Genomic DNA, 23,636 nt, shown 5'->3' on the forward strand with positions numbered 1-23,636 from the left:
GGTAAGATATAGAAACCTATTTACTCTTTTGAACTTATTTTAGGTTTCATATTTGGCATAAAGCGAACTTTATCAAAAGGCTGAACCAAAGTTGTTGCAACATTAATAAGATGAGAAGCAATTCTTTTCAAATAACGAATATATAACGCGGAAATAACAGCAGTTTGTGGTGATAGCCCTAAATCCTCCTTCATCAACCTATTAAGAAGAATATCACATTGTCGGGTCAATTTTTTGCTTACAACGGTTTTAGCAGAATCCTTATCATAATTATTAAAAGAGTAAGTCACAATATCAAAAACATTCGCTACCTCTTTCTCTATATTCTGTAAGTCCTCTTCTAATTCTCCAACTTCTAATTTTTTAGATATAGCCTGTGCCAATTCTGCAATATTTGTTGTGTAATCCCCAATTCGTTCAAAATCTATAACTATACCAATAAGAATAATCCCACCAGGCGTGTCCACAGTACTTGAAAGTGAGAGATGTGTAAGCACTTTCTTGCGAATTGCTCTTTCGGTTTTATCCACCTTTTGTTCTTCATCAAATATGTTAACATCTGGATGGGGAATTTGACGACCTCGTAATCTTGCATAAGCATTATTAAACATTTGATTAGCTCTTTTAAGCATCTTAGATGCATCCTGATGAGCTTCCATAAATAGATCGCTTTTTTTAAAAAGTCGTAATATTTCTTTAAGCATTTTTTACCTTCTTACTTATGTTTTCACTCCTATTATTATATTTATATTTTTCACTTGCTCTGAAGGCACGCTCTTATTGTTTTAAGTTGTTCTCGCTTTTTCTCTTGATGCAACTCTAACAAAGAGGCCTTCATCTCTTCAAAGACGTTTTAACTTTTTTTCAATCAACCCTTCCAATTCTTTAATCACCTTCTTATAATCTGGTAAGTTACCAATTTGTCTCTTTAATTTTATCTGCCAATTTTTTATATAAGCAACCTTGTTGATTTCATATAAAAGATTAGGGAGATAAATATCATAACCAAATCTTCTTTTAAGCTCTTCTTTTATTTTCGCAACATTAATATTCAACTTCAAAAGATACCATAGGTCATAAATGTCACGCGGTTCGTTAGTTACATCTAAAATTCTGGATATTTTGTCACTTACTACAGATTCCAGAATATAAGTATTAAGCGCTACCTTTTCTTGCTTAAATTCTTGATAAGTAAATAAAATTCTCTTTCTTTTAAACGAGGGGCTAAAATCATCTCTTAAAATATCTATTTTTAACTCCTTCACTGCCTTAATTTCAGGAACAATATCATAACTAATATATAATTGCAGCCTATCTTTGCTTGTCTCTGAATGTATAGTCAGATGAAAAGGATAATCGGAACTAATTTTTGTCAGAAGTTGCTTAAGTCTTTGTTCATACTCCGCAAGATTTCCTTTGTCCTGCACTAAAAAATCTAAATCTTCTGAAAATCTGTAGTCACGAAAATAAACTTTTTTTAAGGCGGTACCTCCACGAAAAATAAGTCTTCTTTTAAAATACTCATTTCTAACTATATAAAATAGCACAAGTTCTATGAAATAATCTTTTTCAATTATTTCTTCAGAAACACCTTTTTTTAAGGCTAATCTTTGAATTTGAGAATAATTTATCATAAACTAACTAATGCCAGATTAGATCAAGTATTTGTTTTTGACCTACATTATCGATTAATCGCCAATGATTCTTATCTATTCCTTTCTTTGGTAAGATAGGATCAAATAAGTCATAGTGATTTTTTACATATTTCTTTAACTCATCTTTCAAATACTGTTGTTCTATATCAAGAATTTCTAATATATACCCCAGTCGTTTAGCTATTACATTCTTATTACATTTATTAACATAGTTGCTTAATTTGGTATAATCAATTTTATTTTTAGTTAGCCAGATTCCTTTGGCAATCTCAGTAATTCCTCCACAATATTGAGGATGAGCTAAAGCATCAATAATGGTCTTTTCTAAATCAGAAATTCTCACCTTTTTATCTCTGGTAGCCCATACCTCTTTAACTCCCCAGTTAAACTTATTCTTAATAAAAACGAGAATTAATTTATTCTTCATTTCTTGAGGAACAACCTGCCGCTGGGGAGTAGCTACAAATATTTTAACTAATGGTTGAGTCAACATCCCCCAATAATTCATAGCACTGTAAAAAGCAATATAATAGTCAGGAGAATTAACCACCTCTTTGGCTGCCACGTACCAATTGCCAATATATTGCACTGTGTTCCCTAATTCTTGAGGAATAATCAAAAATTTACCTGGTTTCATGCGAGTAACTATACCTCTTCTGACTAATTCACTTAATAAATCTGTAACTTCATTATATCCTTTACCAAGAATCCTCTGCACATCATCAATTTTAAAAATAGGCTTATTCTCTTCATAAAGTTTACAAATTAAATTGGCACTTACTTTGCCTAAAGTTTTATAGGAATTCATTTTTTCTACCCTTTATGTAAAGAATACAGTGTAATATCCTGTATTATATACACTTTTAGTTGATTAATATAAAATTATCCCAATAAGATACTCAACTTCCTCTTTTTCTAATAAGCGAAAAAGATCTTTGAAATCTGGATTGTGTTCCATTCTTACCTCTTATTAAATTAACCTCTCTGGTCATTTTCCAAGCAGCTATAAACTTTTTTTCAACTCCTAATTTTGACCAGAATTCAATATCAAACTTCTCATCATATTTATCAAAGGTGGTTAATCGGGATATAATTAATATTTTCTTGCTCATTATTATCATTATTTAGTTATTAACAAAATAAAAATTGGAATTGCAAAAAAAACAATCAAAATAAAAAGAATAGGATACAGTTTATTCTTTATAATTATTTTTGATAACATTACTGATGCCCTAATAGGAATGTGACGAACTGGCTTGACAGGCATAATAATTACCATTCCAAATACATTAAAACAGAGATGAGAAAGTGCAACTACCAAAGCCGGCATGCTGCCAGTTGCCAATGCTGCCAATAAGGTGGTAACCGTAGTTCCAATATTGGCTCCAACCGTATATGGCAAAACCTGATAAATAGTCAACATTCCAGCCCCAGCAAGAGGCACAACCAAAGAAGTTGTTATAGAACTGCTCTGCACAATTGCAGTTAATATCAAGCCTAACAGCAATGCTAAAAGGCCATTACGAAAGATAGTTTGGCTGAAAAACCGTTCTACTTTGTCCACCACAAGCAGACGCATTAGTTTTACCAGATATTTCAAAGCAATAAACAGACAGACTAATGCAATTGCCAGAGCAACAAATTTTGAAAATTGTGGAGAAAACAGCTTCTGGAAAAACCCGGCTGTTTCATCAGGATATTTGGAATTAAACAAAAGATGGACAACAGGTTTAGTTATTGTTGCTACAGGACTTTTGAACTCTGCTCCTTTCAGATTTGCAGAAACTACAAAATTAGCAAGAGCCACAGAACTCTTTTCAATTATATGAAAGCATATTTCCAGAGGTAAAAGGATAACAACTGCTATAATGTTGAAAAAATCGTGAACAGTTGCAGCTCTAAAGGCATTTTGAAATTCATCAGAACGGGAAATATGGGCGAGAGAAACTATAGTATTTGTGATGGTTGTGCCAATATTCGCTCCCATAATTATAGGAATAGCAATGCGGATTGAATGGGGACCTAAAATACCACTTGCTACTAAACCTATCACGATAGAAGTTGTGGTTGATGAACTTTGCAAGATACTTGTAGCCAAAATCCCCACAACTAATCCCATAATAGGATTACTGACATTTTGTATCAACCCTTCTGATAAACCCTTAAATCCCTTGAATCCCTCCCCCATCATTGCAATACTGAGAAAGAAGATGTAAATCAAAAATATAAGAAGTAAAATCTTTAATATTTTCTTAATCTTTGGCTGTTCCTTTACCAAAAAATTCGGAGTCATTCAATATCTTGGGGTAAGTTGTAGGTATTTTATAGTTTATCTACAATCTCAGAAACTTGGTCAACTACTTGAATATATCTTTCAAAAAATTTTACCAGTTGTTCGCCCTTCATTTTTACTTTTCTATTCTTGATGTCAAATGCTTGCAGGAAAACTGTGAAATCAATATTAAGAATATCAGAAGCTTTTTTTATTACATTAATAGTTCTCTCTGGAATTTCCTGATTCTTTATAGATATAATCGCTTTCATTACAGGAATGAAACTTGAAAATGAACTGGAAATTAAACTTCTTATCACTCTTAAATTTCCAATGCTTTCCAGAAAAGCCAAACGAAGAATAAGCAGCTTACCTTTCAATTCTCTTTCTGCTTGCAGCCGTAGATGTTCAGAGTTTATTTTCAGCTTTTCAAAATAATCTTCTCCATAGACAGTTTTGTGTGAAGATTTTATATTCAGAAATTCAATTGGGAAAGTGTCCAGAGAACTTTCAATATATTGTGTTGAAAGGAAAAGTGGAGTGTAAACATCTTTTTTTCTAAGTCTCTTAATAACATCCTTTGCTAAAATAAGATTACTTAACCTCAAGTTCTCTAAGATGATAGCAACATTTATATCGGATAATTTCGGATTAAAATCTTGAGTTACAGCACTTCCGTAGATATGAATAGAAACCAGTTTTTCACCGAAGACTGTCTTATATTTTTCTACGATTTCAGTGAAGATTTTTTGCTTGTCTTTTATTTTCATTCTTTTTTCCTCTCTGATTTATTGTATAATATAAAAGCTGAATAATGCTTGATACTTGAAACTGAATAATGGAAAGTAGGAAATCAAGTTTCCCCGACTTGTCGTGATTTCCGCTTTGCTTCAACGGATTTCAAATTTCCATTTTCCAGAAACACTTTCGCACACCTTTTTGCCAGATTTCTTATTCTTTTAATATAAATTGCTCTTTCAGTAACACTAATTGCTCCACGAGCGTCTAATAAATTAAAAATATGTGAACATTTTAGTAAATACTCGTATCCAGGATATATAAGTCCAATCTCTATTTGACGCTGAGCTTCATCTTCGTATTTATCAAAACTTGTAAAAAGCAACTCAAGATTTGCTGCATTGAAATTAAACTCAGAGAATTCTTTTTCATTTTGTGTATAAATCTCGCCATATTTCACATTTTCATTCCAGGCAATATCTTTGAAATTGTCTACCTGTTGAATATACATTGCCAGTCGCTCCAGACCATAAGTTAGTTCCACAGGAATAGATTTTAATTCAATGCCTGCTATCTGCTGGAAATATGTAAATTGTGAGATCTCCATACCATCCAGCCAGACTTCCCAGCCGAGCCCTACTGCACCAAGTGTTGGCGACTCCCAATCATCTTCCACAAAGCGGATATCGTGTTCCTTAATTGGAGTTCCAATAGCTTCTAAACTTTTTAAGTATAATTTCTGAATATCATCTGGTGATGGCTTAACCAGAACCTGAAACTGATAATAGTATTGTAATCTGTTAGGATTCTCTCCATAGCGCCCATCTTTAGGACGACGAGTAGGCTGAACATAAGCGACTCTTATGGGTTTGTTAGATAGAGAGGCAAAAAAAGTGGCGGGATGAAATGTTCCCGCACCCATTTCAACATCATGGGGTTGACGAATAATACATCCATTTTCAGCCCAAAATCTTTGTAAACTGAATATGATTTGTTGGAATGATAATTTATTTTGCATCATATTCATCCTTCGTCCCTCCCCGATTAAATCGGTGATCATCGGGACTACGCCTGTCCGCCGTAACATCCATTCTCCGTAGCAATGCTACTGCGAAGGATGAACTATGGAAGGCGGGAAGAACGGAAAATAGACGAAACTTTTTAGTCAGCATTAAGCTGAAGTTTGGGTTCATATACCTATTAATCTTCCCAAAATGTATCAATCTTGGTTTCTTCAATAAGAAGTTCAACAGTTGCTAATTTTTCCTTCAATCTCTCTTTCATAAAATAATTTGTAGCTAATGTGTTGGCTTTGACATAATAATCCTTTGCTAAAACAAAGAATGCTTGTGACTGCTTTTTATGAAAGCTTCTTAATCTATTATTTTCAGTATATTCAGAGCTCAAATCAGGATCCTTAGCTTTCTTGTCGTACTCAATGAATTTTTGATAATGACTATAACCTCTTTCATTATCTATTTCAGCAAGGAGCATATAAGGTTCTGGTTTATCAGGAGCAATCTCAGCAGATTTTTGGGCATTTGCAATTGCTTTATCGTAATCCTTTATTTGCCTATAAATGTCTGATATTCTATTATATCCTACTGGAGAATCTGGTTCTAAACCAATATATTTCTTTAATGATTCCAGAGCATCATCAAATCTTTGTTGAGTAACATAAGCTGCTGCTAAATTTAGATATGGTGCAGTACGAGTAGAATCCTTTTCTAATATTTCTAAATTTTGCTGTATGCTTTCTTCTATCCGCCCCGTTTTTTGATAGGCAATAGCTAATTTTTTCTCAATCTCCCCTTCCTCTACATCTGCATCTAATACTCTCTTCAAATAAGTAATTGCCTTATCGTAAAGATTATTATCAAAATATAAAATTCCTAAGGCGTGGCATGCCTTAATACAAGTAGAATCACATTCCAGAACAATTTTGAAGGCTTCAACTGCTCCCTCAAAATCATCTAATGGTTGACAAATTTCACCAGCATAAAACATATAATCAATATTTTCAGTATCAATTTCAGCCAATCTTCTATATGTTTCTAAAGCCATTTCACAATCACCATTAGTTTTATAAGTCCATGCTAATCCTTCAAGGGCTTCAATAAAGTCCGGTTCAATATCTAATGCTTGTTTGTAATAAGATATTGCTGAGTCATAATCTTCATTAATAGCTGATATTCGTGCAAGATAGGCGTATGCAGTCTTTTCGTTGGGATTAAGTTTAAGAACATCTAAAAATGCCTTTTTTGCATCTTCATATTGTTCAGAATTGTAGAAGTTAAGAGCAATATCCATAGCCTTGGTTTCAGCAGATTTTTTCAATTCAATTGCCTTGTCCAGAATGAGATTTACTGATTCAAGTCTTTTCTGTTTTTTCTTTTCAACTTGTAATCTTTCAAATTCAATATCTTCTGTCTGCGTATCTAAAACAAAGAAATTAACATTAAATAATGTTGACCCAATCTGAGAAATCTGTCCCCAAATACTAATGTCCGCTCCAATCTTTTTAGCAAGACTCAAAACAATCTCTTTATCCAATTCTACTATTTTAGTTTTTCCAAGTACCTTCATAGCATCTTTTGAACCAATTACAACAACATTAGGAAGTTTGTCTGCCACTTCGGGAAAATCATTTTTAAGATATTTACACATAGATTTGCTTTCTCTATCCAGGTAATGAAATCCCCAGACAGAGATTGTTATTCCCATATCTTTAACCTCACTCCTTTTAGCAGTCGCATTTTGCGAACAAGATAAGATTAGGACAACAATTATTATAAAAATTACATTGATCAGTTTTGACATTTTCACTACTCCTCCTTTATCTGCCTATTGGCAGATTTAGCACAAGACCACACGAAAATACTTTCTTCATACATAATAGAAAAAAATCTTAACTTTTTTTCGTGCATTTTTGTTGCTCATTTTTACTATTTTATTTTTGGTTAAAGATTTAAGATGTGGAAAATTTTAATCAAGAAATTTATAAAAATTGTGAAAATTAAGTAATCATTTATAAAGTTTTAATTAGATTTATATTAAAAATAAGATGGCGACCCCAAGGGGAATTGAACCCCTGTTGCAGGAATGAAAATCCTGAGTCCTAACCCCTAGACGATGGGGTCGCAAAATGGTGAGCCAGGAAGGATTCGAACCTTCGACTCTCGCCTTAAAAGGGCGATACTCTACCACTGAGTTACTGGCCCGTTAAGGATAAACACTATTCAGTAAGCATGTAGTGTCAAGGTAACACCACTTAACAAAGTTAACCAGAACAGGATAACTTCTTTTATTGTTTTTTTCTTGTCAAACTTTTTACACATATCCGGAAAATTCCATTTTTCTTGACATCAAAAACGCTAAATTAGTTCTTCTTTATAAAGAAAGGATATTATTGCATATGCTTTTAAGTAACGAAATTAGAAAGCAGTTTATCAAATTTTTTGCAGATAAAGGTCACGAAGTAGTTCCATCAGCACCACTAATTCCTATTAATGACCCTACCTTGCTCTTTACTAATGCTGGTATGAATCAGTTCAAGGATGTGTTTCTGGGAAAAGGAAAAAGGGACTATGTTCGCGTAGTGAATAGTCAAAAATGTCTGCGTGCTGGAGGAAAGCATAATGACCTGGAAGAAGTGGGAAAAGATGACTATCATCATACATTTTTTGAAATGCTGGGCAATTGGTCGTTTGGTGACTACTATAAAGTTGAAGCTATCAAATGGGCTTGGGAACTTCTTACAGAAGTCTGGCAGATTCCAAAAGATAAACTTTATGCTACAGTGCATAACAACGATGACGAATCATTCCAACTCTGGCAGGAAGTCACTGATATTGACAAAGATAAAATTTTAAAGTTTGGTGATAAGTACAATTTCTGGGAAATGGCAGAAACTGGACCTTGCGGTCCTTGCTCAGAAATTCATTATGACAGAGGTTTACAACATTGCCAAAGAATTGAAGATGAAAATCATAAATGCAAGATAAATGGTGGATGTGGAAGATTTGTTGAAATCTGGAATCTTGTTTTTATCCAATATAACCGTCTTGAAAATGGCAAATTAGTAGAGCTTCCCAAAAAGCATGTGGATACTGGCGCAGGATTTGAACGACTTGTTGCTATCCTCCAAAACAAATCCTCTAATTATGAAACTGACCTTTTTATGCCAATTATTAAACATCTTGAAACTCTATCTGATACAAAATTTGAAGAGAACAAACCAGCATTTCAAGTAATTGCTGACCATATCAGGGCACTTACTTTTGCAATTGCTGATGGAGTTCTTCCGTCTAATGAAGGAAGAGGTTATGTTATTCGTCGCATCTTACGAAGAGCTGCAAGATTTGGCAGACTGATAAATCTACATAAACCCTCCCTTTATCAACTTGTTGATGATATTATTGAAACTATGGGAGACCATTATCCAGAACTGATTGAAAAAAGAGAGCACATAATATTAGTAATCAAATCTGAAGAGGAACGTTTTAATCTGACTTTAGACAATGGAATTATAAAATTCAATGAAATCACAGAAAGGCTAAAACCTAAGAAAATAATCTCTGGCAAAGATGTTTTCAAATTGTATGATACTTATGGCTTCCCGATGGATTTAACAAGAATTATGGCAGACGAAAAGGGACTTCTGATAGAGGAAAAAGGTTTTAACATTGAAATGGGTAAACAACGAGTGCAATCTCAAAAATCAGCTATATTCAATCTTGTTACTAATAATATCAAATGGAACGAATTCTTCACATCCGAAAAAACAGAGTTTGTGGGGTATGAAAAAAATGAATGCCAAACCTATATTTCAAAATATTCTTTGGATAGCAAAAATAATATAAAATTAGTTCTATGCCAAACCCCATTTTATGCAGAATCAGGCGGACAGCTTGCTGATATAGGCATAATTTTCAACGATGAATGCAATATTGAAATCTATGATGTGCAAAAAGAGAATGATATTTCTATTCATATTGGTAGATTGGTGTCAGGGAAAATCAATGACAAAGAAGTTACTGCAAAGATAGATGTTAAACGAAGAAAGGACATTGCAAGAAATCATACAGCCACCCATCTTCTTCATGCTGCTTTAAGAGAAATTTTAGGAACACATCTTCACCAAAAAGGCTCGTTAGTTCCTCCTGACAGATTGCGTTTTGACTTTACACACTTCAAAGCAATTGATAAAAATGAGCTTGATATGGTAGAAAAAATTGTTAATGAGAAAATTCGGGAAAGTCTGCCTGTAAATATCTATTATGATGCCATTGAAAATGCCAGGAAACAAGGAGCAATGGCTCTTTTCGGTGAGAAATATGAAAAAAGAGTAAGAGTAATTGAAATAGACAATTATTCTATAGAACTCTGTGGTGGAATTCATTGCAAAAATACTGGAGAAATTGGATTATTCAGAATTTTATCTGAAAGTTCTATCTCCGCCGGTGTACGCCGAATAGAAGCTCTAACCGGAAAACACGCATACAATTATTCTAAAAAAGAAGAAACAATACTGAATGAAATTCAATCACAATTTAATTGTTCAATAAATGATATTATAAAAAAAACCAAAAAAATGGCCTCGGAAAATAAAGAGTTGAAAAAACAACTTGAGAAATTTGAAATGGACCACATAAAAAGAACAGTGGACAAACTTATTGAAAATGCGAAATTAATTGATAAAATAAAAATTGTAGCTGGAGAAGTAAAAGTTAAAGACAATCAGCTGTTGCGTCAATCAGCAGATTATTTAAAGGATAAAATCAACCGAGGAATTGGCATTTTGGGTGCAAACATTGACGATAAAGCATCCCTTATTTGCATAGTAACTCCAAACTTACAAAAGCAATTTCATGCAGGAAAAATTGTGAATAAGGTGGCAGAACTGATTGGCGGCAAAGGTGGCGGTAGACCAGATATGGCAATGGCTGGTGGAAAAGATGTAGGCAAGATTAAAAATGCAATTGCGAAAGCGCCAGAAATAATAAAAGAATTTTAGAAACAACAAAGCACCTTAGTAAAAAAAAGGAGAACCAATATGTTATCAATACATAAAAAAAATTCTGAGCAGAGGTATTTTAATACCGAAAGAAGAATTTGAAAAAATTCTTTCACTCTTAAGATAAAAAAGACATAGCAAAATTGATTTACAAGAGATTGCAAAAAATAAAGGGTAGGATAGAATATTTCAAAAGACAATGGGAAGAAATGAAGGATATTTGGGAATAACGGTATCATCTGCTAATAGGCGGATTACGGAATTGAATACGAAATTAAAGGATAGGTAGCCATGTTTTGGACACTTCGCAAAAAGATTCTCATCGGGTATGGAATGACTCTCGTTCTGATGATTGTGGTTTTCATATGGGCGTTTGTCAATCTGCTCGGTTTGGGCAGGGCCAGCGATGCCATCCTGAAGGAAAACTATAAGAGTATTCTGGCGGCTGAGAATATGATAGATGCTATTGAGCGGCAGGATAGCGGGGTACTCCTTTTTAGCCTCGGTTACGAAGATGAGGGGTTGAACCAGTACAGGAAAAACGAAAGCCTGTTTTTACAGTGGTTTGCTCGGGCAAAAGATAATATTACCATTGAGGATGAAGACAAAATTATCAACACTATTGAAAGAGTATACTCGTCCTATCTGGTTAATTTCTCCGAGCTCAGACGGGTCTATCAAACCACTCCAGAAAGGACATCTGCATTCTATCATGAAACTGTCCTCCCGTCGTTCAAGTCGGTCCGAGATGCGTGTGTTCGCCTGCGGGAGATTAACCAAGAGACGATGTTCAAAGCCAGTGACTACGCGCGGAACATTTCCACGACATCCACCTTGTCTATGGTCATAATCGGTATTGTTGCCCTATGCATAGGATTGGGATTTAGTCTGCTGTTGTCAAATCTTTTTGTGAGACCACTTCGGCAGATTATGGAGGCGACACAAAAGATCGCTGAGGGCAACTACGATGTTGAAATCTCTACCAGTTCCTCTGACGAACTTGGGCGTCTTGCTGGTGAGTTTAATGCGATGGCGCGGAAACTGAAGGCATACCATCGTCTAAACATAAAACAGATTGTAGCGGAAAAGCGAAAGAGTGAGGCTATCATCCAGAGCATAGATGACGGCATCGTAGTTGTGGACGCCGAATTCAAGGTAACTGGCATCAATCCAACAGCAGCTGAAGTCTTTGGTATCGAGCCTGATAAGGCGCAGGGTGGGCATTTTCTGGAGGTGGTCAAGAGTGACCAACTCTTTAACTATGTGAAGCAAACGGTCCAATCTGGCCAGTCCCCTCCCATTGAGGAAGGCAAGAATGTCTTCATAGTGCAACAAGGTGAAAGACAATACCATTACCAATTTTCAATTACTCCTGTGCTTGCAAAGGATGGCTCTATGCTGGGGGTAGTGTTACTCTTACGTGATGTTACCAGGCTCAAAGAGCTTGACCGCCTTAAGAGCGAGTTCGTTATGTCAGCATCTCATGAGCTGCGGACCCCCTTGATGAGCATTGGTATGAGTATTGATCTCCTTCAGGAAACCGCTATGGAGAAGATTAACGAAAGAGAGCAACAACTTCTTTCGGCTGCCCACGAGGATTTGCAGCGACTTAAAGCCCTTGTTAACGACCTATTGGACCTCTCCAGAATTGAAGCAGGCAAGATGGATATAGAATTCAACCGTGTTCTCGTCCCTATACTGTTTGAAAAGGCTGTTGCGGTTTTGAAGTCCCAGGCAGACGAAAAATCGGTTGAACTTTCTTTTGAAGTCCCGGAAGGGTTGCCTTATGTGAAGGTAGATCCCAACAAAATAACATGGGTTTTAACCAATCTAATTTCTAATGCATTGCGTTATACTGATAGCGGAGGGCATATTCGACTTTTCGCTGAACAGATTGGTCCCCATGTTCACATTTCGGTCAACGATGATGGTTCTGGTATTCCATATGAATACCAATCCAAAATTTTTAATAAGTTTGTGCGTGTCAAAAGCGACAGGGAAGTTGAAGGCAGTGGGCTTGGATTGGCTATTTGCAGAGAGATTGTCCGCGCTCATGGAGGTATCATTTGGGTAGACTCAATCCCAGGAGAAGGAAGTACCTTTACCTTTACGCTCCCGGTTGCAAAATAACATCAAAATGGAGGATTGTATGAAAAACAAATCAGTTCTAATAGTGGATGATGAAAAAAATATTCGTCTGACTATAGCACAGTCACTTGTATCTATGGAACTGGAAACAGACACCGCGGTGAATGGAGAGGAAGCACTTACCAAGCTCAAGGAAAAGGAATTTGGATTGATTCTTTTGGATCTCAAAATGCCGGGGATGAATGGCATGGAAGTGCTTCGCAATGTCCGGGAGATTCGACCTGACATCCGTGTCATCATCATTACCGCTTATGGCACTATTGAATCAGCAGTAGAGGCTATGAAACTTGGTGCGGTGGACTTTATACAGAAGCCATTTGCTCCAAGGGAGATTCGGAAATTGGTATCGCAAGTGCTCGACAGAGATAAAATCGACGAGCAAAAAGTGTCCGATTATACATCACATATTGAACTTGCCAAGAGGTGCGTTGGAGACAGGCATTTTGATGCTGCCACGGAGCATGTGCGGGAGGCTATTTCCTTGGACCCCGCGCGCCCAGAGGCATTCAACCTGCTTGGTGCACTTATGGAGATTCAAGGGGATGTTCTTGAAGCCCAGAAGAACTATCGGACAGCTCTAACGCTCGACCCCATATACGAACCTGCAATAAAAAACCTTGACCGTTCCACAAGTTGGAAACCAGAGGGAGACATAATTCTCGGGGGAGACAAAAGGAAAGAAGAAAAGAGGAAGGAGAGATAAATGTCACCTAATCAGAAGCTCTTCATAGTCATTGTGGGTTGTGGGCGTTTGGGCTCATATCTTGCCAACAGACTGAGTAGTGAGGGTCACAGTATAGTGATCGTTGACATCAATGAGTCTGCCTTTGATGCGCTTTCCGCCGAATACAGTGGATTTCGGGTCGAAGGAGATGCCACGGAACTCGCCGTGCTGAAGCAGGCTAAGATAGATAAAGCAGATCTGGTCATTGCCGCAACACGGGAGGACAACATCAACTTGATGGTTGCCCAGGTTGCTAAAAAGCTCTTCCGTGTACCGCGGGTTATGGCACGAGTGTTTGAAACGAAACGAGAGAAGATTTACCGAGACTTCGGCATAGAGACCATTTGCCCAACGTTGATTGCGGGCGATGTACTCTTGGAATCGCTTATGAAATTGTCAGTCATCACGGAGAAAGGGGGCCGACAATGAATATTCTCATTGTAGGCGGAGGAAAGGTGGTTTACTTCCTTTGCCGCACCTTCCTTTCTAAAGGTTACAAAGTCACTGTGATAAACCGCGATCAGGATGAGTGCACCTGGCTGGCGCGGCGTCTAAAGGTAACTGTTGTATATGGTGACGGGAGCGATTCTCAAATCCTGGAGGAAGCGGGAGCTGACGCTGCGGATGCCGTGCTGGCGGTAACCCCCAATGATCAGGATAACCTCGAAATTTGCCAACTGGCGGACCTGCGCTTCCGTGTCCAGCGGACGCTGGCATTGGTCAACGATCCTGACAATGAAGAGGTCTTCCGACAGCTGGGAATTACAGCCGCTTTTTCTACGACGCGCATTCTGTCGAGCCTGATAGAACAAAGAGCCGGTTTTGAAGAAATCACCAACCTGATCCCTGCCAGCGAAGGGAAGGTAAATATCACGGAGGTCGTGCTGAAAGAGACCTCCCCCGTGGTTGGACAGCCACTTATCGATATTGCATTGCCGGAGAATTCCCTTGTAGCATCTATCCTGCGCGAGGGACAAGCGATTATACCCAGAGGAACCACTGTGCTCCAGGATGGGGATCACCTTATTGTCATCTCATTGCCGGAAAACCTCGGACAGGTGCTTAAGGCACTTACCGGGAATATGAAGTAATGGAGAGATGAACTTGCGAGCCAATGTCAGTCTGAAGCAACGCTATCGGGCAATATTCTCTTACACAGGACTAATTCTTCTCCTGTGTGGCTTTTTGATGCTTACTCCTCTTCTGGCTCTTTTAGCCTATCCCGGTGAGTGGGCACACAGCTTGGGATTCATTCTTCCTGCCATTATACTCATTGGGATTGGCATCGGGATGTGGAAAAGCTTTCAGCAGTCCAAACCTGTAATCCTGACAGTGCAGGAAGGTGGCGTCATAGTACTGTTAAGTTGGGTTGTGGTAATCTTATTTTCAGCCTTGCCCTTTATAGTTATTCATAGATTAAGTTTCACTCAAGCTGTCTTTGAGTCTGTCAGTGGCTGGACAACCACCGGACTTTCCGTGGTTGATGTTACCAGAACAACACACATAATTCTGCTTTGGCGTAGCATTATGCAACTTGCGGGTGGTGCTGGTTTGGCTATCATTATGCTTGCTGCCATTGCTGGACCAGTAGGTCCGGGACTCTCAGCAGCTGAAGGCAGGAGTGAGCAGCTCGTCCCACATGTCCGCGAATCAGCCAAACTCGTTATAGCAATCTATAGTGGATATGTATTGGTAGGCATCTTGGCATACTGGTTGGCTGGGATGGCTCCGTTTGATGCAGTCAACCATGCGTTTGCTGCGCTTTCCACTGGTGGTTTTTCAACCCAAGCTGAAAGCATTGGTCACTGGGACTCGGTTGCTATTGAATCTGTGACCATACTATTAATGCTTCTCGGTAACCTGAACTTCCTGACGGCCTATCTGCTCCTGCACGGGAAGTTAAAGGCTGTCTATCGTAATGGCGAAGTGCACCTCATGACCGTTTTGATTCCTGTTTGTGCTCTTAGCTTGTTTCTGCTGGTTTGTAGGGGGATCTATCCTTCAATGGGTAAGAGCGTTCGTGTAGCTATTTTTGAGACCATCACGGCATTAACAACCACAGGGTTTACAACTACAGGTTACGGCAACTGGAACTCTATAGGATTCCTTGTATTGATGGTTCTTATGCTCATTGGTGGTGGAACGTGCTCGACGGCCGGCGGTATCAAACAATACCGCGTCTATCTGCTCTTCAAATCACTTTTGTGGGAAATACACCGCCCGTTTCTGCCCAGGACGACCGCCGTTGAGAACTATATCTGGCAAGGAGAACGGAAAGACTTTATCAACGATGGACGGATACGGCGAGTTGCCACTTTTGTATTTCTCTATCTTGCTGTGTTCATCGTAGGTTCAGGAATTCTTGCTGCGCATGGATACGGGCTCAGGGAATCTCTGTTCGAATTTGCTTCGGCATTAGGCACCGTGGGCCTTTCTGTTGGTGTAACAACAGCTTATTCGCCGCCTTTGGTGCTTTGGACGGAGATACTGGGTATGTTTCTTGGCAGACTTGAATTCTTTGTAATTATTGTAAGCATGGTGAAAATAGTTCGTGATTCCTTTTAGGAATACTGTAGAAGAAAATGGATTGGGTCATTACTCTAAGGTCGTGTTGATGATTAATTAAAAGGTTAGGGAGGTCTCGTTTCATAGATTCCTGGGAAAAGGGCGTTTCAAAATTGATAAAGCTATTGCAAAACTGCCAGAGATTGTAAAAAATATTTGAAGTTACAAAAAAGAGAAAAAACAGAATAAGATTTATGGTTAAAGTCAAAATAATTTATAAAGTGTAGATTATGGAAGCACAAAATTCTATTATCCCCATTGAAATAATAGAGAAGAAAATATTCTTTTTACGAGGTAAGAAGGTAATGCTGGATAGCGACCTTGCGGAATTATATGAAGTGGAAACCAAACAACTGAAAAGAGCAGTTCGCAGAAACATAGAGCGTTTCCCAAAAGATTTTATGTTTGTATTAACTAAGGAAGAATTTAATAACTTGAGGTGTAATTTTGGCACCTCAAGTTGGGGAGGAACTCGTTATTTTCCTATGGCTTTCACAGAGCAGGGTGTTGCAATGCTTTCCAGCGTTTTGAAAAGTAAGCGTGCTATTAAAGTTAATATCCAGATAATGCGAACTTTCGTGAGACTACGCAAATTGATTTCTTCACACAAGGATATCTTAGCCAAAATTGAAGAAATGGAGAAAAAATATGACTACCAATTCAAGATTGTTTTTGAAGCAATAAGACAAATGATGACACCTCCGGAAAAAGTCAAACGAGATATTGGATTCAAAGTAGGGAAATAAGTTATTCAAAAGCTTGATGGAATAAGATTTTAAGGACGAAATATTTTCCCCAGAAAATCTAAAAAAATAATTGGTAATAACTAAAGTGACAACCAAGGAGGTAGATATGAAAAAGTTAGAGTGTATAATACCAACCAAAAAAGTTGCACCCCTTTATGAGGCATTACTTAATTTTGATGTGTGGGGAGTAACCGAAACCTCTGTAAGAGGGTGTGGTAAACAAAAAGGCTATTACAAAGAGCAGGAATGGGTGGATAAGGCAAGAAAAATAAGAATCTTACCTTTTACCAAACTGGAATTTATAGTTAAAGATGAGATAGTAAAGCCACTAATAGACCTGATTCTAAAGACTGTAGGCACTCATTCTATGGGCGATGGTAAAATATTTGTATGTCCTTGCAAGGATGCCGTTAGAATTAGTGACGGCAAAAGAGGAATAAAGGCTATATCAAAGTAAAACGGCAAAATCCGAATGGCAATAAAAAGAAGTAAAGCTAATTATTGGATGTTAAATGAGTAAAAATATTAGTCCCGTTAGTCCGCCAGCTGGTGGATCTAACGGGATTAGACCTAGAGAAAAGTTATTAGCTAGCGATAGTCCTAAAATGGTTGGGACTGAGGATTTGTTGGCTATTATTTTGGGACATGGCAGTAAAGGGAAAAATGTTTTTGACTTAAGCAAAGAGGTGATTAAATTTCTTAGGGAAAATATGGGTAAAGAAATAAAAGTAAGTGAGTTAACTCAGTTTAATGGTATAGGAGAAGCAAAGGCGTTACAAATAGTATCGGCATTAGAAATTGGTAAGCGTTTTTATAAAGATAAAACAAAAATGCAGATTAAAAAAGTAAGAAATGGAGAATTGATTATAGGTGATTGTCTTGATGTAATGCAAACTATGCCTGATAATGAAATAATATTAGCTTTTACTTCTCCACCTTATCTTAATGCTATAAATTATGAAGACCAAATCAAAAAATTAAGTGGGGAAATAAAGTATTGGGAACGAAAAGAAGTTTCTTATGAATACTACAAAAATTTCCTTATTGATAGATTTAAGGAACTTTATCGTATTGTTAAACCTGGTGGACATAATGTAGTAAATATTTCACCAATCGCATGGAATGGGAAACGAATTGCCTTACCGTTTCATTTTGTGAGTTGGATGGAAAATATTGGTTGGATATTTAAAGAAGATATTATATGGGAAAAAGAAATTGCTCGGGACAGACGAAGCGGTGTTTTAATGCAACATCCCTATCCCGGATATTATTATCCCAGCTTAGTTGTAGAATATGTTTTTGTTTTCCAAAAGCCTGCAGAAAAGAAAGAACAAAATAATATCTATTACTTTCGGACAAGAAAGGAAAAAGAAGAAAATAAAATAGATTTGTCTGATTATCAAGATAAGAAGAGTAAAAATATCTGGAGAATCAGACCAGTTGCTCCACAAGAAAATATACATCCCTGTCCTTTCCCTTTAGAATTAGCCAAACGAGTTATAAAATACTATTCATATAAATGGGACACCGTGATTGATATTTTTACAGGAAGTGGCCAAACTAATTTAGCAGCTGAACTTTTGGGTAGGAAGCACATAGGAATAGATACCCAAGAGAAATACATTAAGTATGCAGAAAGAAGAATTAATAATCAAGCAAAACAGTTACATTTGGAGGATATTTGAAAATCATAGCAAGGCTTGAGAATTTGAAATTTACACCAACTCTTTTACCAAAATTAAAAGAATTTAACATGGATGATTTTATAGACGGTAAATTGGCAAAAACAGCTGTATTAAATTATCGGGATAACCGTTTCGGTATAAGCCAATGGGTTTCACCTAAAAGGACTCGTAGTTATCCGTATGGAAGAGTTTATGACACAATGAGTCAGCAAATCAGAGTTACAATAATCCCATTTATTAAAGATGAAGGATTTGATGGAGATAGAGATTTCCTCCAATGGGATACTGTTTCCTTAATGAGTCTGCTTAATGTATATGTGCTTCTTGGCTATTACCATAAGGCTGAGAAAAACCTGAATTATGAGAACAAAATTACGAATCAAGTATTAGATTATCAGTATCTAAAAGAACAATTAGATGCCCTCATTAATTACAAATCAAGCGCATTACATTGGAATTTATCCCAATTAGATAATTCATTAAAGATTGCTCAAAAATGTAAAAATAATTACAAAATCATTTCCAAACGATTAAAAGTAAAAATGCATAGTAGCGAAGGAATTGACAAAAGAATTAAAATTTTGAAAAGCGGTGTAAAACAATTTAAAGACCTATCCCGTAGTTTAGCAACTGAAGCCCAAAATAGGGAATTTCAAACTACTCAACCCAAAGAGAAAGTAATAGGAAAGAAAGCAAAAATAATAATTAAAAATTATCTTGGTGGTTTATATTATCTTACTGTAGATGAAGTGATAATTAAAAATGATAAGCTGTTCTTAATTGAGAAGAAGCATAGTAAAAATTCTTTATTTCCAAGTATTTCCGACATAAAGGATGGAATTGTAAAAATGATGCTATTCGTCAATCTAGCTGAAACCAAAATTGTAAATAGAGTGGTTAATCATTTTTCTATACTTGGTTTAACATCAGCAAAATTTAAAGGCTTTTGTCATAATAAAATGTCTGAACAAGAAATAAAAAGTTGTTTAGCCAGAAATGAATTCTTACCGCGTCAAAAGAAAATCATTCTTTCAGTTTTCAATGAAGGTAAGTTAAATGATTTTCTGGTATTCCTTATGGACAGCAACAATCCAAATTATCGAAGTAAGATATTGAACTCTGTCTTGATGTAATTAGGTATAAATAGCTTTGCTAAAAACGATAATTTTTGTTGGTAGAAATATAAAGGAAAGCGAAATGAATTTTTCATTAGGAAAAATATTTCCTTTGTGCTCTTTGTGTTTAAAAGATTTATTCAGGAGGCTCAATGATAGGTTCAAAAGATAAAAGCATTATTTCAGTCTCGCATCTAAGAGAAATTTTTGAAGAGATGAAAAAGTATGATATAACTAAATTGATTATAAATCGGAGTGGAGAGAGTTATGAAATCCAACGAGGAAAAAATTTAGAAGAGACTACCGTTAAAACTGTAAGCGAGAAGGAAGCCGAGACCCTTGCACAAATTGAAAAAAAGCCGGAAGAAATAGAAATTAAAGAAGAAAAAAAAACACAGGAAAAGAAAAAAGAAGAGAACAATATTGCTGAGATAAAAACACCTATTGTAGGCACTTTCTACCGTGCCCCTTCACCAGATAGTGAGCCGTTTGTAGATATTGGTTCACAGATAAAAAAGGGTGACACGCTCTGCATTGTTGAGGCAATGAAATCAATGAACGAGATTGAATCTGAAGTGGGTGGTATAATTGAAGAAATATTGGCAGAAAACGGTAAAATGGTTGAGTATGACCAAACTCTATTCAAAGTTAAAGTAAGTTAAACTGGTTAAACTGGTTGAACTGGTTAAACTGGTTGAACTGGTTAAACTGGTTGAACTGGTAAACTAATTTATTAATTCACTATTAAAATTATGATTAAAAAAATAATAGTTGCCAATCGCGGCGAGATTGCATTACGCATTATCCGCGCTGCTAGAGAAATGGGTATAAAAACTGTGGCAGTCTATTCAAAAGCAGATAAGGATAGTCTTCATAGAAAATTTGCTGATGAAAGTGTGTGTATAGGTGAAGCACCTTCAAAAAAAAGTTATCTCTTCTATCAGAATATTCTCGGTGCAGCAGAAGCCAGTGGTGCTGATGCTATTCATCCCGGATACGGATTTCTTGCAGAAAATGCTGATTTTGCTGAAGCCTGTCAGGCATTAGACCTTATCTTTATTGGACCAAGTCCTGATTCAATGCGGAAAATGGGTGACAAAGCAACTGCTAGAAAACTGATGACTAAAGCTGGTGTTCCAGTTACTCCCGGTTCAAAAGGAATTCTGGAAAATATATCAAACGCTAAAGAAACGGCTGATAAGATTGGTTATCCAGTTATGATTAAAGCATCTGCTGGCGGCGGAGGCAGGGGTATGAGAATTGTAAATCAGGAAAATGAACTTGAACGAAGTATCCAAAACGCTGCTCACGAATCAGAAAAAGCATTCGGTTCTGGAGAGCTCTATCTTGAAAAATTCATTTCTAATGCTCGGCATATTGAAGTGCAAATTCTGGCTGATAAAAAAGGAAATACTGTCCATCTTTTTGAAAGAGAATGCTCTATTCAACGAAATCATCAGAAGTTGCTGGAGGAATCACCTTGTCCAATTCTCACTGAAAAAACCAGACGACATATCTGCGAAACAGCTGTTAAAGCCGCTAAAAACGTAGGCTACCATTCTGCCGGTACTGTGGAATTTCTTTATGATGTTGATACAAATAAATTCTATTTTATGGAAATGAACACCAGAATTCAAGTTGAGCATCCTGTCACAGAGATGATTACAAACATTGACTTGGTCAAAAAGCAAATTGCAATTTCTGGAGGTCAGGAATTAGAAATAAGTCAAAATGATATAAGACATCAAGGTCATGCGATTGAATGCCGTATAAATGCAGAAGATTGGAAAAACGATTTCCGCTCCAGTCCCGGTAGAATTACACAATATATCCCACCAGGTGGATTTGGTGTGCGTGTAGATTCTGCTTGCTATACAGGCTGGGAAATTCTGCCGTATTATGATTCTCTAATTGCTAAATTGATTACCTGGGGAGATACTAGAATTGATGCCATTGAAAGAATGAAAAGAGCTTTGCATGAATTTGTAATAGAAGGAATACATACTACTATTGACTTTCATAAAATGATTCTGAATCATTCTGAATTTATTAAATCAAATATTACAACTAATTTTATTGGAGAATATTTTTAGTGAATTAGTGAATTGGTAAACTGGTTGAACTGGTTGAACTGGTTGAACTGGTTGAACTGGTTGAACCGATTCAACCGATTCAACTGATTCAACTAATCTGAGGTAAAATTATGCGAAAATTATTTATAAAATGTCCGAATTGCAAAACCACTCATTTTATCAATTTTTATGCAAAAAAACAATTTGTATGTCCAGAATGCAATTATCACTTAAGCCTTACTACAAATGAAAGGATTAAATTTCTAATAAAAGGTAGAAGTTTCAAAGAATATTTTAAAAAAATTAGGACCATAGACCCGTTGAATTTTGCGCGCTATCAAGAGAAGTTAAAAATCGCCCATAAGAAAAGCAAATCTAAATCTGCTGTAAAAGTTGGAATGGCTAAAATTGGGAAATATTCTGTAGTAATCGCAGTATTAGACCAAAATTTTATGATGGGAAGTATGGGAGCGGCTGTTGGTGAAAAGGTCACTCGAGCTGTAGAGCTCGCATTAAATAAGAATATTCCGTTAATAATTATCTCCGCATCTGGCGGTGCAAGAATGCAGGAAGGGGTTATCTCACTAATGCAGATGGCAAAAACAAGTGCAGCTTTAAAACGACTAAATAATGCAGGTTTACTGTTTATCTCTATACTTACTCATCCTACTACCGGGGGTGTAAGTGCTTCCTTTGCCTTTTTGGGTGATATTATCATTGCTGAACCCAATGCACTTATTGGATTTGCAGGTCCTCGTGTAATTCAACAAACTATTGGAGAGAAATTGCCAGAAGGATTTCAGCGCTCAGAATTCTTACTCAAGCACGGAATGATAGATATTATCTGCAATCGGATTAGTCTGAAAAGCATCCTTGAGAAAATTCTTAATATCCATCTCTCGTCTGGGGCAAAACTTTCACCTATTTCTAAAGATGTAATAAAGCCTTCTTCTCCAAGATATTCAATTATGGAGACCGTAACATTGGCAAGACATATTCAGCGTCCTACTACACTTGATTTTATCAACCTGATTTTTGACGATTTTATTGAACTTCACGGAGACAGATTCTTTGCTGATGACAAGGCAATGGTAGGTGGAATCGCCCTTTTTGAAGGAATTCCAGTTACAGTAATTGGACAGCAAAAAGGGAAAAATACGAAAGAGAATATCTATCGTCATTTTGGTATGGCTCATCCAGAAGGTTATAGAAAAGCACTTCGTTTGATGAAGCAGGCAGAAAAATTCAATCGCCCAATAATAAATTTGATTGATACACCAGGAGCATATCCGGGCATTGGAGCAGAAGAGCGTGGACAGGCAGAAGCCATTGCAAAAAATCTTCGTGAAATGTCTGACTTAAAAGTACCTATTATTAGTATTATTACAGGAGAAGGCGGGTCAGGTGGTGCATTGGGAATTGGTGTTGCAGATAAAATCTTAATGCTGGAAAACGCAATATATTCTGTAATTTCACCAGAAGGTTGTGCGTCAATTTTATGGAAAGACCCTAAAAAATCCAGAGAAGCTGCTGAAGCTCTAAAAATTTCCGCATTTGACTTGTTAAAGTTAGGCTTAATTGATGAAATAATTTCCGAACCTGAACAAGGTGCACATACTGATATTGAAAAAACTGCAAATTCATTGAAAACTGCAATCCATCTGCATTTAGAGAAACTGCTAAAATTTAATCCAGAAGAACTAATTGAACATCGCTATCAGAAATACCGTAAGATAAAATTTTATGAAGAATAATACAAATAAATCCTAAATCCTAATTTCTAATGTCAAATAAATGCCAAATTCTAAATGACAAAAATCAACTTTTTTGATTATTATAGAGAAAATAAAGGTTTTTGCATTTGATATTTGTACGCCAGTCCCGATTTATCGCTACTCCG

21 protein-coding genes and 2 tRNA genes are annotated in these 23,636 nt (G+C 36.5%); 13 read left to right on the forward strand and 10 right to left on the reverse strand.

The window, feature by feature from the left end; genetic code table 11:
- Positions 1–20: 20 nt before the first annotated feature.
- The 10 genes from U9R23_08635 to U9R23_08680 all read right to left on the reverse strand — a co-directional run bounded on the left by U9R23_08635 (position 21) and on the right by U9R23_08680 (position 7,886).
- On the reverse strand, positions 21–704 hold the full coding sequence (locus U9R23_08635) for a PhoU domain-containing protein (protein ID MEA3476487.1): 684 nt from the start codon (positions 702–704) through the stop codon (positions 21–23).
- Between the two features lie 138 nt (positions 705–842).
- Entirely contained in the window at positions 843–1,634 is a 792-nt protein-coding gene (locus U9R23_08640) for a nucleotidyl transferase AbiEii/AbiGii toxin family protein (protein MEA3476488.1), read from the reverse strand.
- 7 nt (positions 1,635–1,641) lie between these two features.
- Complete coding sequence (locus tag U9R23_08645; protein MEA3476489.1) at positions 1,642–2,463, reverse strand: type IV toxin-antitoxin system AbiEi family antitoxin; 822 nt, start codon at positions 2,461–2,463, stop codon at positions 1,642–1,644.
- A gap of 91 nt (positions 2,464–2,554) precedes the next feature.
- Positions 2,555–2,767, reverse strand: a complete 213-nt coding sequence (locus tag U9R23_08650; GenBank protein MEA3476490.1) for a hypothetical protein — start codon at positions 2,765–2,767, stop codon at positions 2,555–2,557.
- An 8-nt stretch (positions 2,768–2,775) separates the two neighbouring features.
- Positions 2,776–3,948, reverse strand: a complete 1,173-nt coding sequence (locus tag U9R23_08655) for a Na/Pi symporter (GenBank protein ID MEA3476491.1) — start codon at positions 3,946–3,948, stop codon at positions 2,776–2,778.
- A gap of 29 nt (positions 3,949–3,977) precedes the next feature.
- Positions 3,978–4,697, reverse strand: a complete 720-nt coding sequence (locus U9R23_08660; GenBank protein MEA3476492.1) for a hypothetical protein — start codon at positions 4,695–4,697, stop codon at positions 3,978–3,980.
- Between the two features lie 83 nt (positions 4,698–4,780).
- Positions 4,781–5,683: a glycine--tRNA ligase subunit alpha gene (locus tag U9R23_08665; protein ID MEA3476493.1), complete on the reverse strand. Its 903-nt coding sequence runs from the start codon at positions 5,681–5,683 to the stop codon at positions 4,781–4,783.
- A gap of 182 nt (positions 5,684–5,865) precedes the next feature.
- Positions 5,866–7,485, reverse strand: coding sequence for a tetratricopeptide repeat protein (locus U9R23_08670; protein ID MEA3476494.1), 1,620 nt, complete (start codon positions 7,483–7,485; stop codon positions 5,866–5,868).
- 245 nt (positions 7,486–7,730) lie between these two features.
- Positions 7,731–7,805: transfer RNA gene (locus tag U9R23_08675), tRNA-Glu, on the reverse strand.
- Positions 7,806–7,811: 6 nt separating this feature from the next.
- Positions 7,812–7,886 (reverse strand) — tRNA-Lys (locus tag U9R23_08680).
- 194 nt (positions 7,887–8,080) lie between these two features.
- Here U9R23_08680 and alaS point away from each other — a divergent pair.
- From alaS to U9R23_08745, 13 genes are all read left to right on the forward strand, one after another.
- Positions 8,081–10,681: an alanine--tRNA ligase gene (alaS, locus tag U9R23_08685; GenBank protein ID MEA3476495.1), complete on the forward strand. Its 2,601-nt coding sequence runs from the start codon at positions 8,081–8,083 to the stop codon at positions 10,679–10,681.
- A gap of 333 nt (positions 10,682–11,014) precedes the next feature.
- Entirely contained in the window at positions 11,015–12,811 is a 1,797-nt protein-coding gene (locus U9R23_08690) for an ATP-binding protein (GenBank protein ID MEA3476496.1), read from the forward strand.
- A 19-nt stretch (positions 12,812–12,830) separates the two neighbouring features.
- Positions 12,831–13,532, forward strand: coding sequence for a response regulator (locus tag U9R23_08695; protein ID MEA3476497.1), 702 nt, complete (start codon positions 12,831–12,833; stop codon positions 13,530–13,532).
- Positions 13,533–13,982: a TrkA family potassium uptake protein gene (locus U9R23_08700; GenBank protein MEA3476498.1), complete on the forward strand. Its 450-nt coding sequence runs from the start codon at positions 13,533–13,535 to the stop codon at positions 13,980–13,982.
- Positions 13,979–14,644, forward strand: a complete 666-nt coding sequence (locus U9R23_08705; protein MEA3476499.1) for an NAD-binding protein — start codon at positions 13,979–13,981, stop codon at positions 14,642–14,644. Before U9R23_08700 ends, U9R23_08705 begins: the two co-directional genes overlap by 4 nt.
- Before the next feature lie 7 nt (positions 14,645–14,651).
- Positions 14,652–16,118 carry a TrkH family potassium uptake protein gene (locus tag U9R23_08710; GenBank protein MEA3476500.1) on the forward strand — a complete coding sequence of 489 codons (1,467 nt, stop codon included), beginning with the start codon at positions 14,652–14,654 and terminating at the stop codon, positions 16,116–16,118.
- 230 nt (positions 16,119–16,348) lie between these two features.
- On the forward strand, positions 16,349–16,864 hold the full coding sequence (locus U9R23_08715) for an ORF6N domain-containing protein (protein ID MEA3476501.1): 516 nt from the start codon (positions 16,349–16,351) through the stop codon (positions 16,862–16,864).
- A 106-nt stretch (positions 16,865–16,970) separates the two neighbouring features.
- Positions 16,971–17,321, forward strand: coding sequence for a P-II family nitrogen regulator (locus U9R23_08720; GenBank protein ID MEA3476502.1), 351 nt, complete (start codon positions 16,971–16,973; stop codon positions 17,319–17,321).
- A 55-nt stretch (positions 17,322–17,376) separates the two neighbouring features.
- Positions 17,377–18,549, forward strand: a complete 1,173-nt coding sequence (locus U9R23_08725; GenBank protein ID MEA3476503.1) for a DNA methyltransferase — start codon at positions 17,377–17,379, stop codon at positions 18,547–18,549.
- Positions 18,546–19,682, forward strand: a complete 1,137-nt coding sequence (locus U9R23_08730; GenBank protein ID MEA3476504.1) for a hypothetical protein — start codon at positions 18,546–18,548, stop codon at positions 19,680–19,682. Before U9R23_08725 ends, U9R23_08730 begins: the two co-directional genes overlap by 4 nt.
- Positions 19,683–19,816: 134 nt before the next feature.
- Positions 19,817–20,326, forward strand: coding sequence for an acetyl-CoA carboxylase biotin carboxyl carrier protein (gene accB, locus U9R23_08735; GenBank protein MEA3476505.1), 510 nt, complete (start codon positions 19,817–19,819; stop codon positions 20,324–20,326).
- Positions 20,327–20,416: 90 nt separating this feature from the next.
- A complete protein-coding gene (gene accC, locus U9R23_08740; GenBank protein ID MEA3476506.1) occupies positions 20,417–21,757 on the forward strand; it encodes an acetyl-CoA carboxylase biotin carboxylase subunit in 1,341 nt (446 codons plus the stop codon).
- 110 nt (positions 21,758–21,867) lie between these two features.
- Positions 21,868–23,490, forward strand: coding sequence for an acetyl-CoA carboxylase carboxyltransferase subunit alpha (locus U9R23_08745; GenBank protein MEA3476507.1), 1,623 nt, complete (start codon positions 21,868–21,870; stop codon positions 23,488–23,490).
- The last annotated feature ends 146 nt before the right edge of the window (positions 23,491–23,636 follow it).

The sequence above is a fragment of the Candidatus Cloacimonadota bacterium genome (genome assembly GCA_034722995.1).
Classification (GTDB): domain Bacteria; phylum Cloacimonadota; class Cloacimonadia; order JGIOTU-2; family JGIOTU-2; genus JAGMCF01.

Excerpts from the sequence above, each read along its gene's own strand:
- U9R23_08745 (MEA3476507.1), top strand. The coding sequence starts at position 21,868 with ATGCGAAAATTATTTATAAAATGTCCGAATTGCAAAACCACTCATTTT.
- U9R23_08655 (MEA3476491.1), bottom strand. The coding sequence starts at position 3,948 with ATGACTCCGAATTTTTTGGTAAAGGAACAGCCAAAGATTAAGAAAATA.
- U9R23_08635 (MEA3476487.1), bottom strand. The coding sequence starts at position 704 with ATGCTTAAAGAAATATTACGACTTTTTAAAAAAAGCGATCTATTTATG.
- U9R23_08670 (MEA3476494.1), bottom strand. The coding sequence starts at position 7,485 with ATGTCAAAACTGATCAATGTAATTTTTATAATAATTGTTGTCCTAATC.
- U9R23_08640 (MEA3476488.1), bottom strand. The coding sequence starts at position 1,634 with ATGATAAATTATTCTCAAATTCAAAGATTAGCCTTAAAAAAAGGTGTT.
- U9R23_08710 (MEA3476500.1), top strand. The coding sequence starts at position 14,652 with ATGAACTTGCGAGCCAATGTCAGTCTGAAGCAACGCTATCGGGCAATA.
- U9R23_08660 (MEA3476492.1), bottom strand. The coding sequence starts at position 4,697 with ATGAAAATAAAAGACAAGCAAAAAATCTTCACTGAAATCGTAGAAAAA.
- U9R23_08715 (MEA3476501.1), top strand. The coding sequence starts at position 16,349 with ATGGAAGCACAAAATTCTATTATCCCCATTGAAATAATAGAGAAGAAA.
- U9R23_08690 (MEA3476496.1), top strand. The coding sequence starts at position 11,015 with ATGACTCTCGTTCTGATGATTGTGGTTTTCATATGGGCGTTTGTCAAT.
- accC (MEA3476506.1), top strand. The coding sequence starts at position 20,417 with ATGATTAAAAAAATAATAGTTGCCAATCGCGGCGAGATTGCATTACGC.
- U9R23_08720 (MEA3476502.1), top strand. The coding sequence starts at position 16,971 with ATGAAAAAGTTAGAGTGTATAATACCAACCAAAAAAGTTGCACCCCTT.
- U9R23_08645 (MEA3476489.1), bottom strand. The coding sequence starts at position 2,463 with ATGAATTCCTATAAAACTTTAGGCAAAGTAAGTGCCAATTTAATTTGT.
- U9R23_08650 (MEA3476490.1), bottom strand. The coding sequence starts at position 2,767 with ATGAGCAAGAAAATATTAATTATATCCCGATTAACCACCTTTGATAAA.
- U9R23_08700 (MEA3476498.1), top strand. The coding sequence starts at position 13,533 with ATGTCACCTAATCAGAAGCTCTTCATAGTCATTGTGGGTTGTGGGCGT.
- alaS (MEA3476495.1), top strand. The coding sequence starts at position 8,081 with ATGCTTTTAAGTAACGAAATTAGAAAGCAGTTTATCAAATTTTTTGCA.
- U9R23_08705 (MEA3476499.1), top strand. The coding sequence starts at position 13,979 with ATGAATATTCTCATTGTAGGCGGAGGAAAGGTGGTTTACTTCCTTTGC.
- U9R23_08725 (MEA3476503.1), top strand. The coding sequence starts at position 17,377 with ATGAGTAAAAATATTAGTCCCGTTAGTCCGCCAGCTGGTGGATCTAAC.
- U9R23_08695 (MEA3476497.1), top strand. The coding sequence starts at position 12,831 with ATGAAAAACAAATCAGTTCTAATAGTGGATGATGAAAAAAATATTCGT.
- U9R23_08665 (MEA3476493.1), bottom strand. The coding sequence starts at position 5,683 with ATGCAAAATAAATTATCATTCCAACAAATCATATTCAGTTTACAAAGA.
- accB (MEA3476505.1), top strand. The coding sequence starts at position 19,817 with ATGATAGGTTCAAAAGATAAAAGCATTATTTCAGTCTCGCATCTAAGA.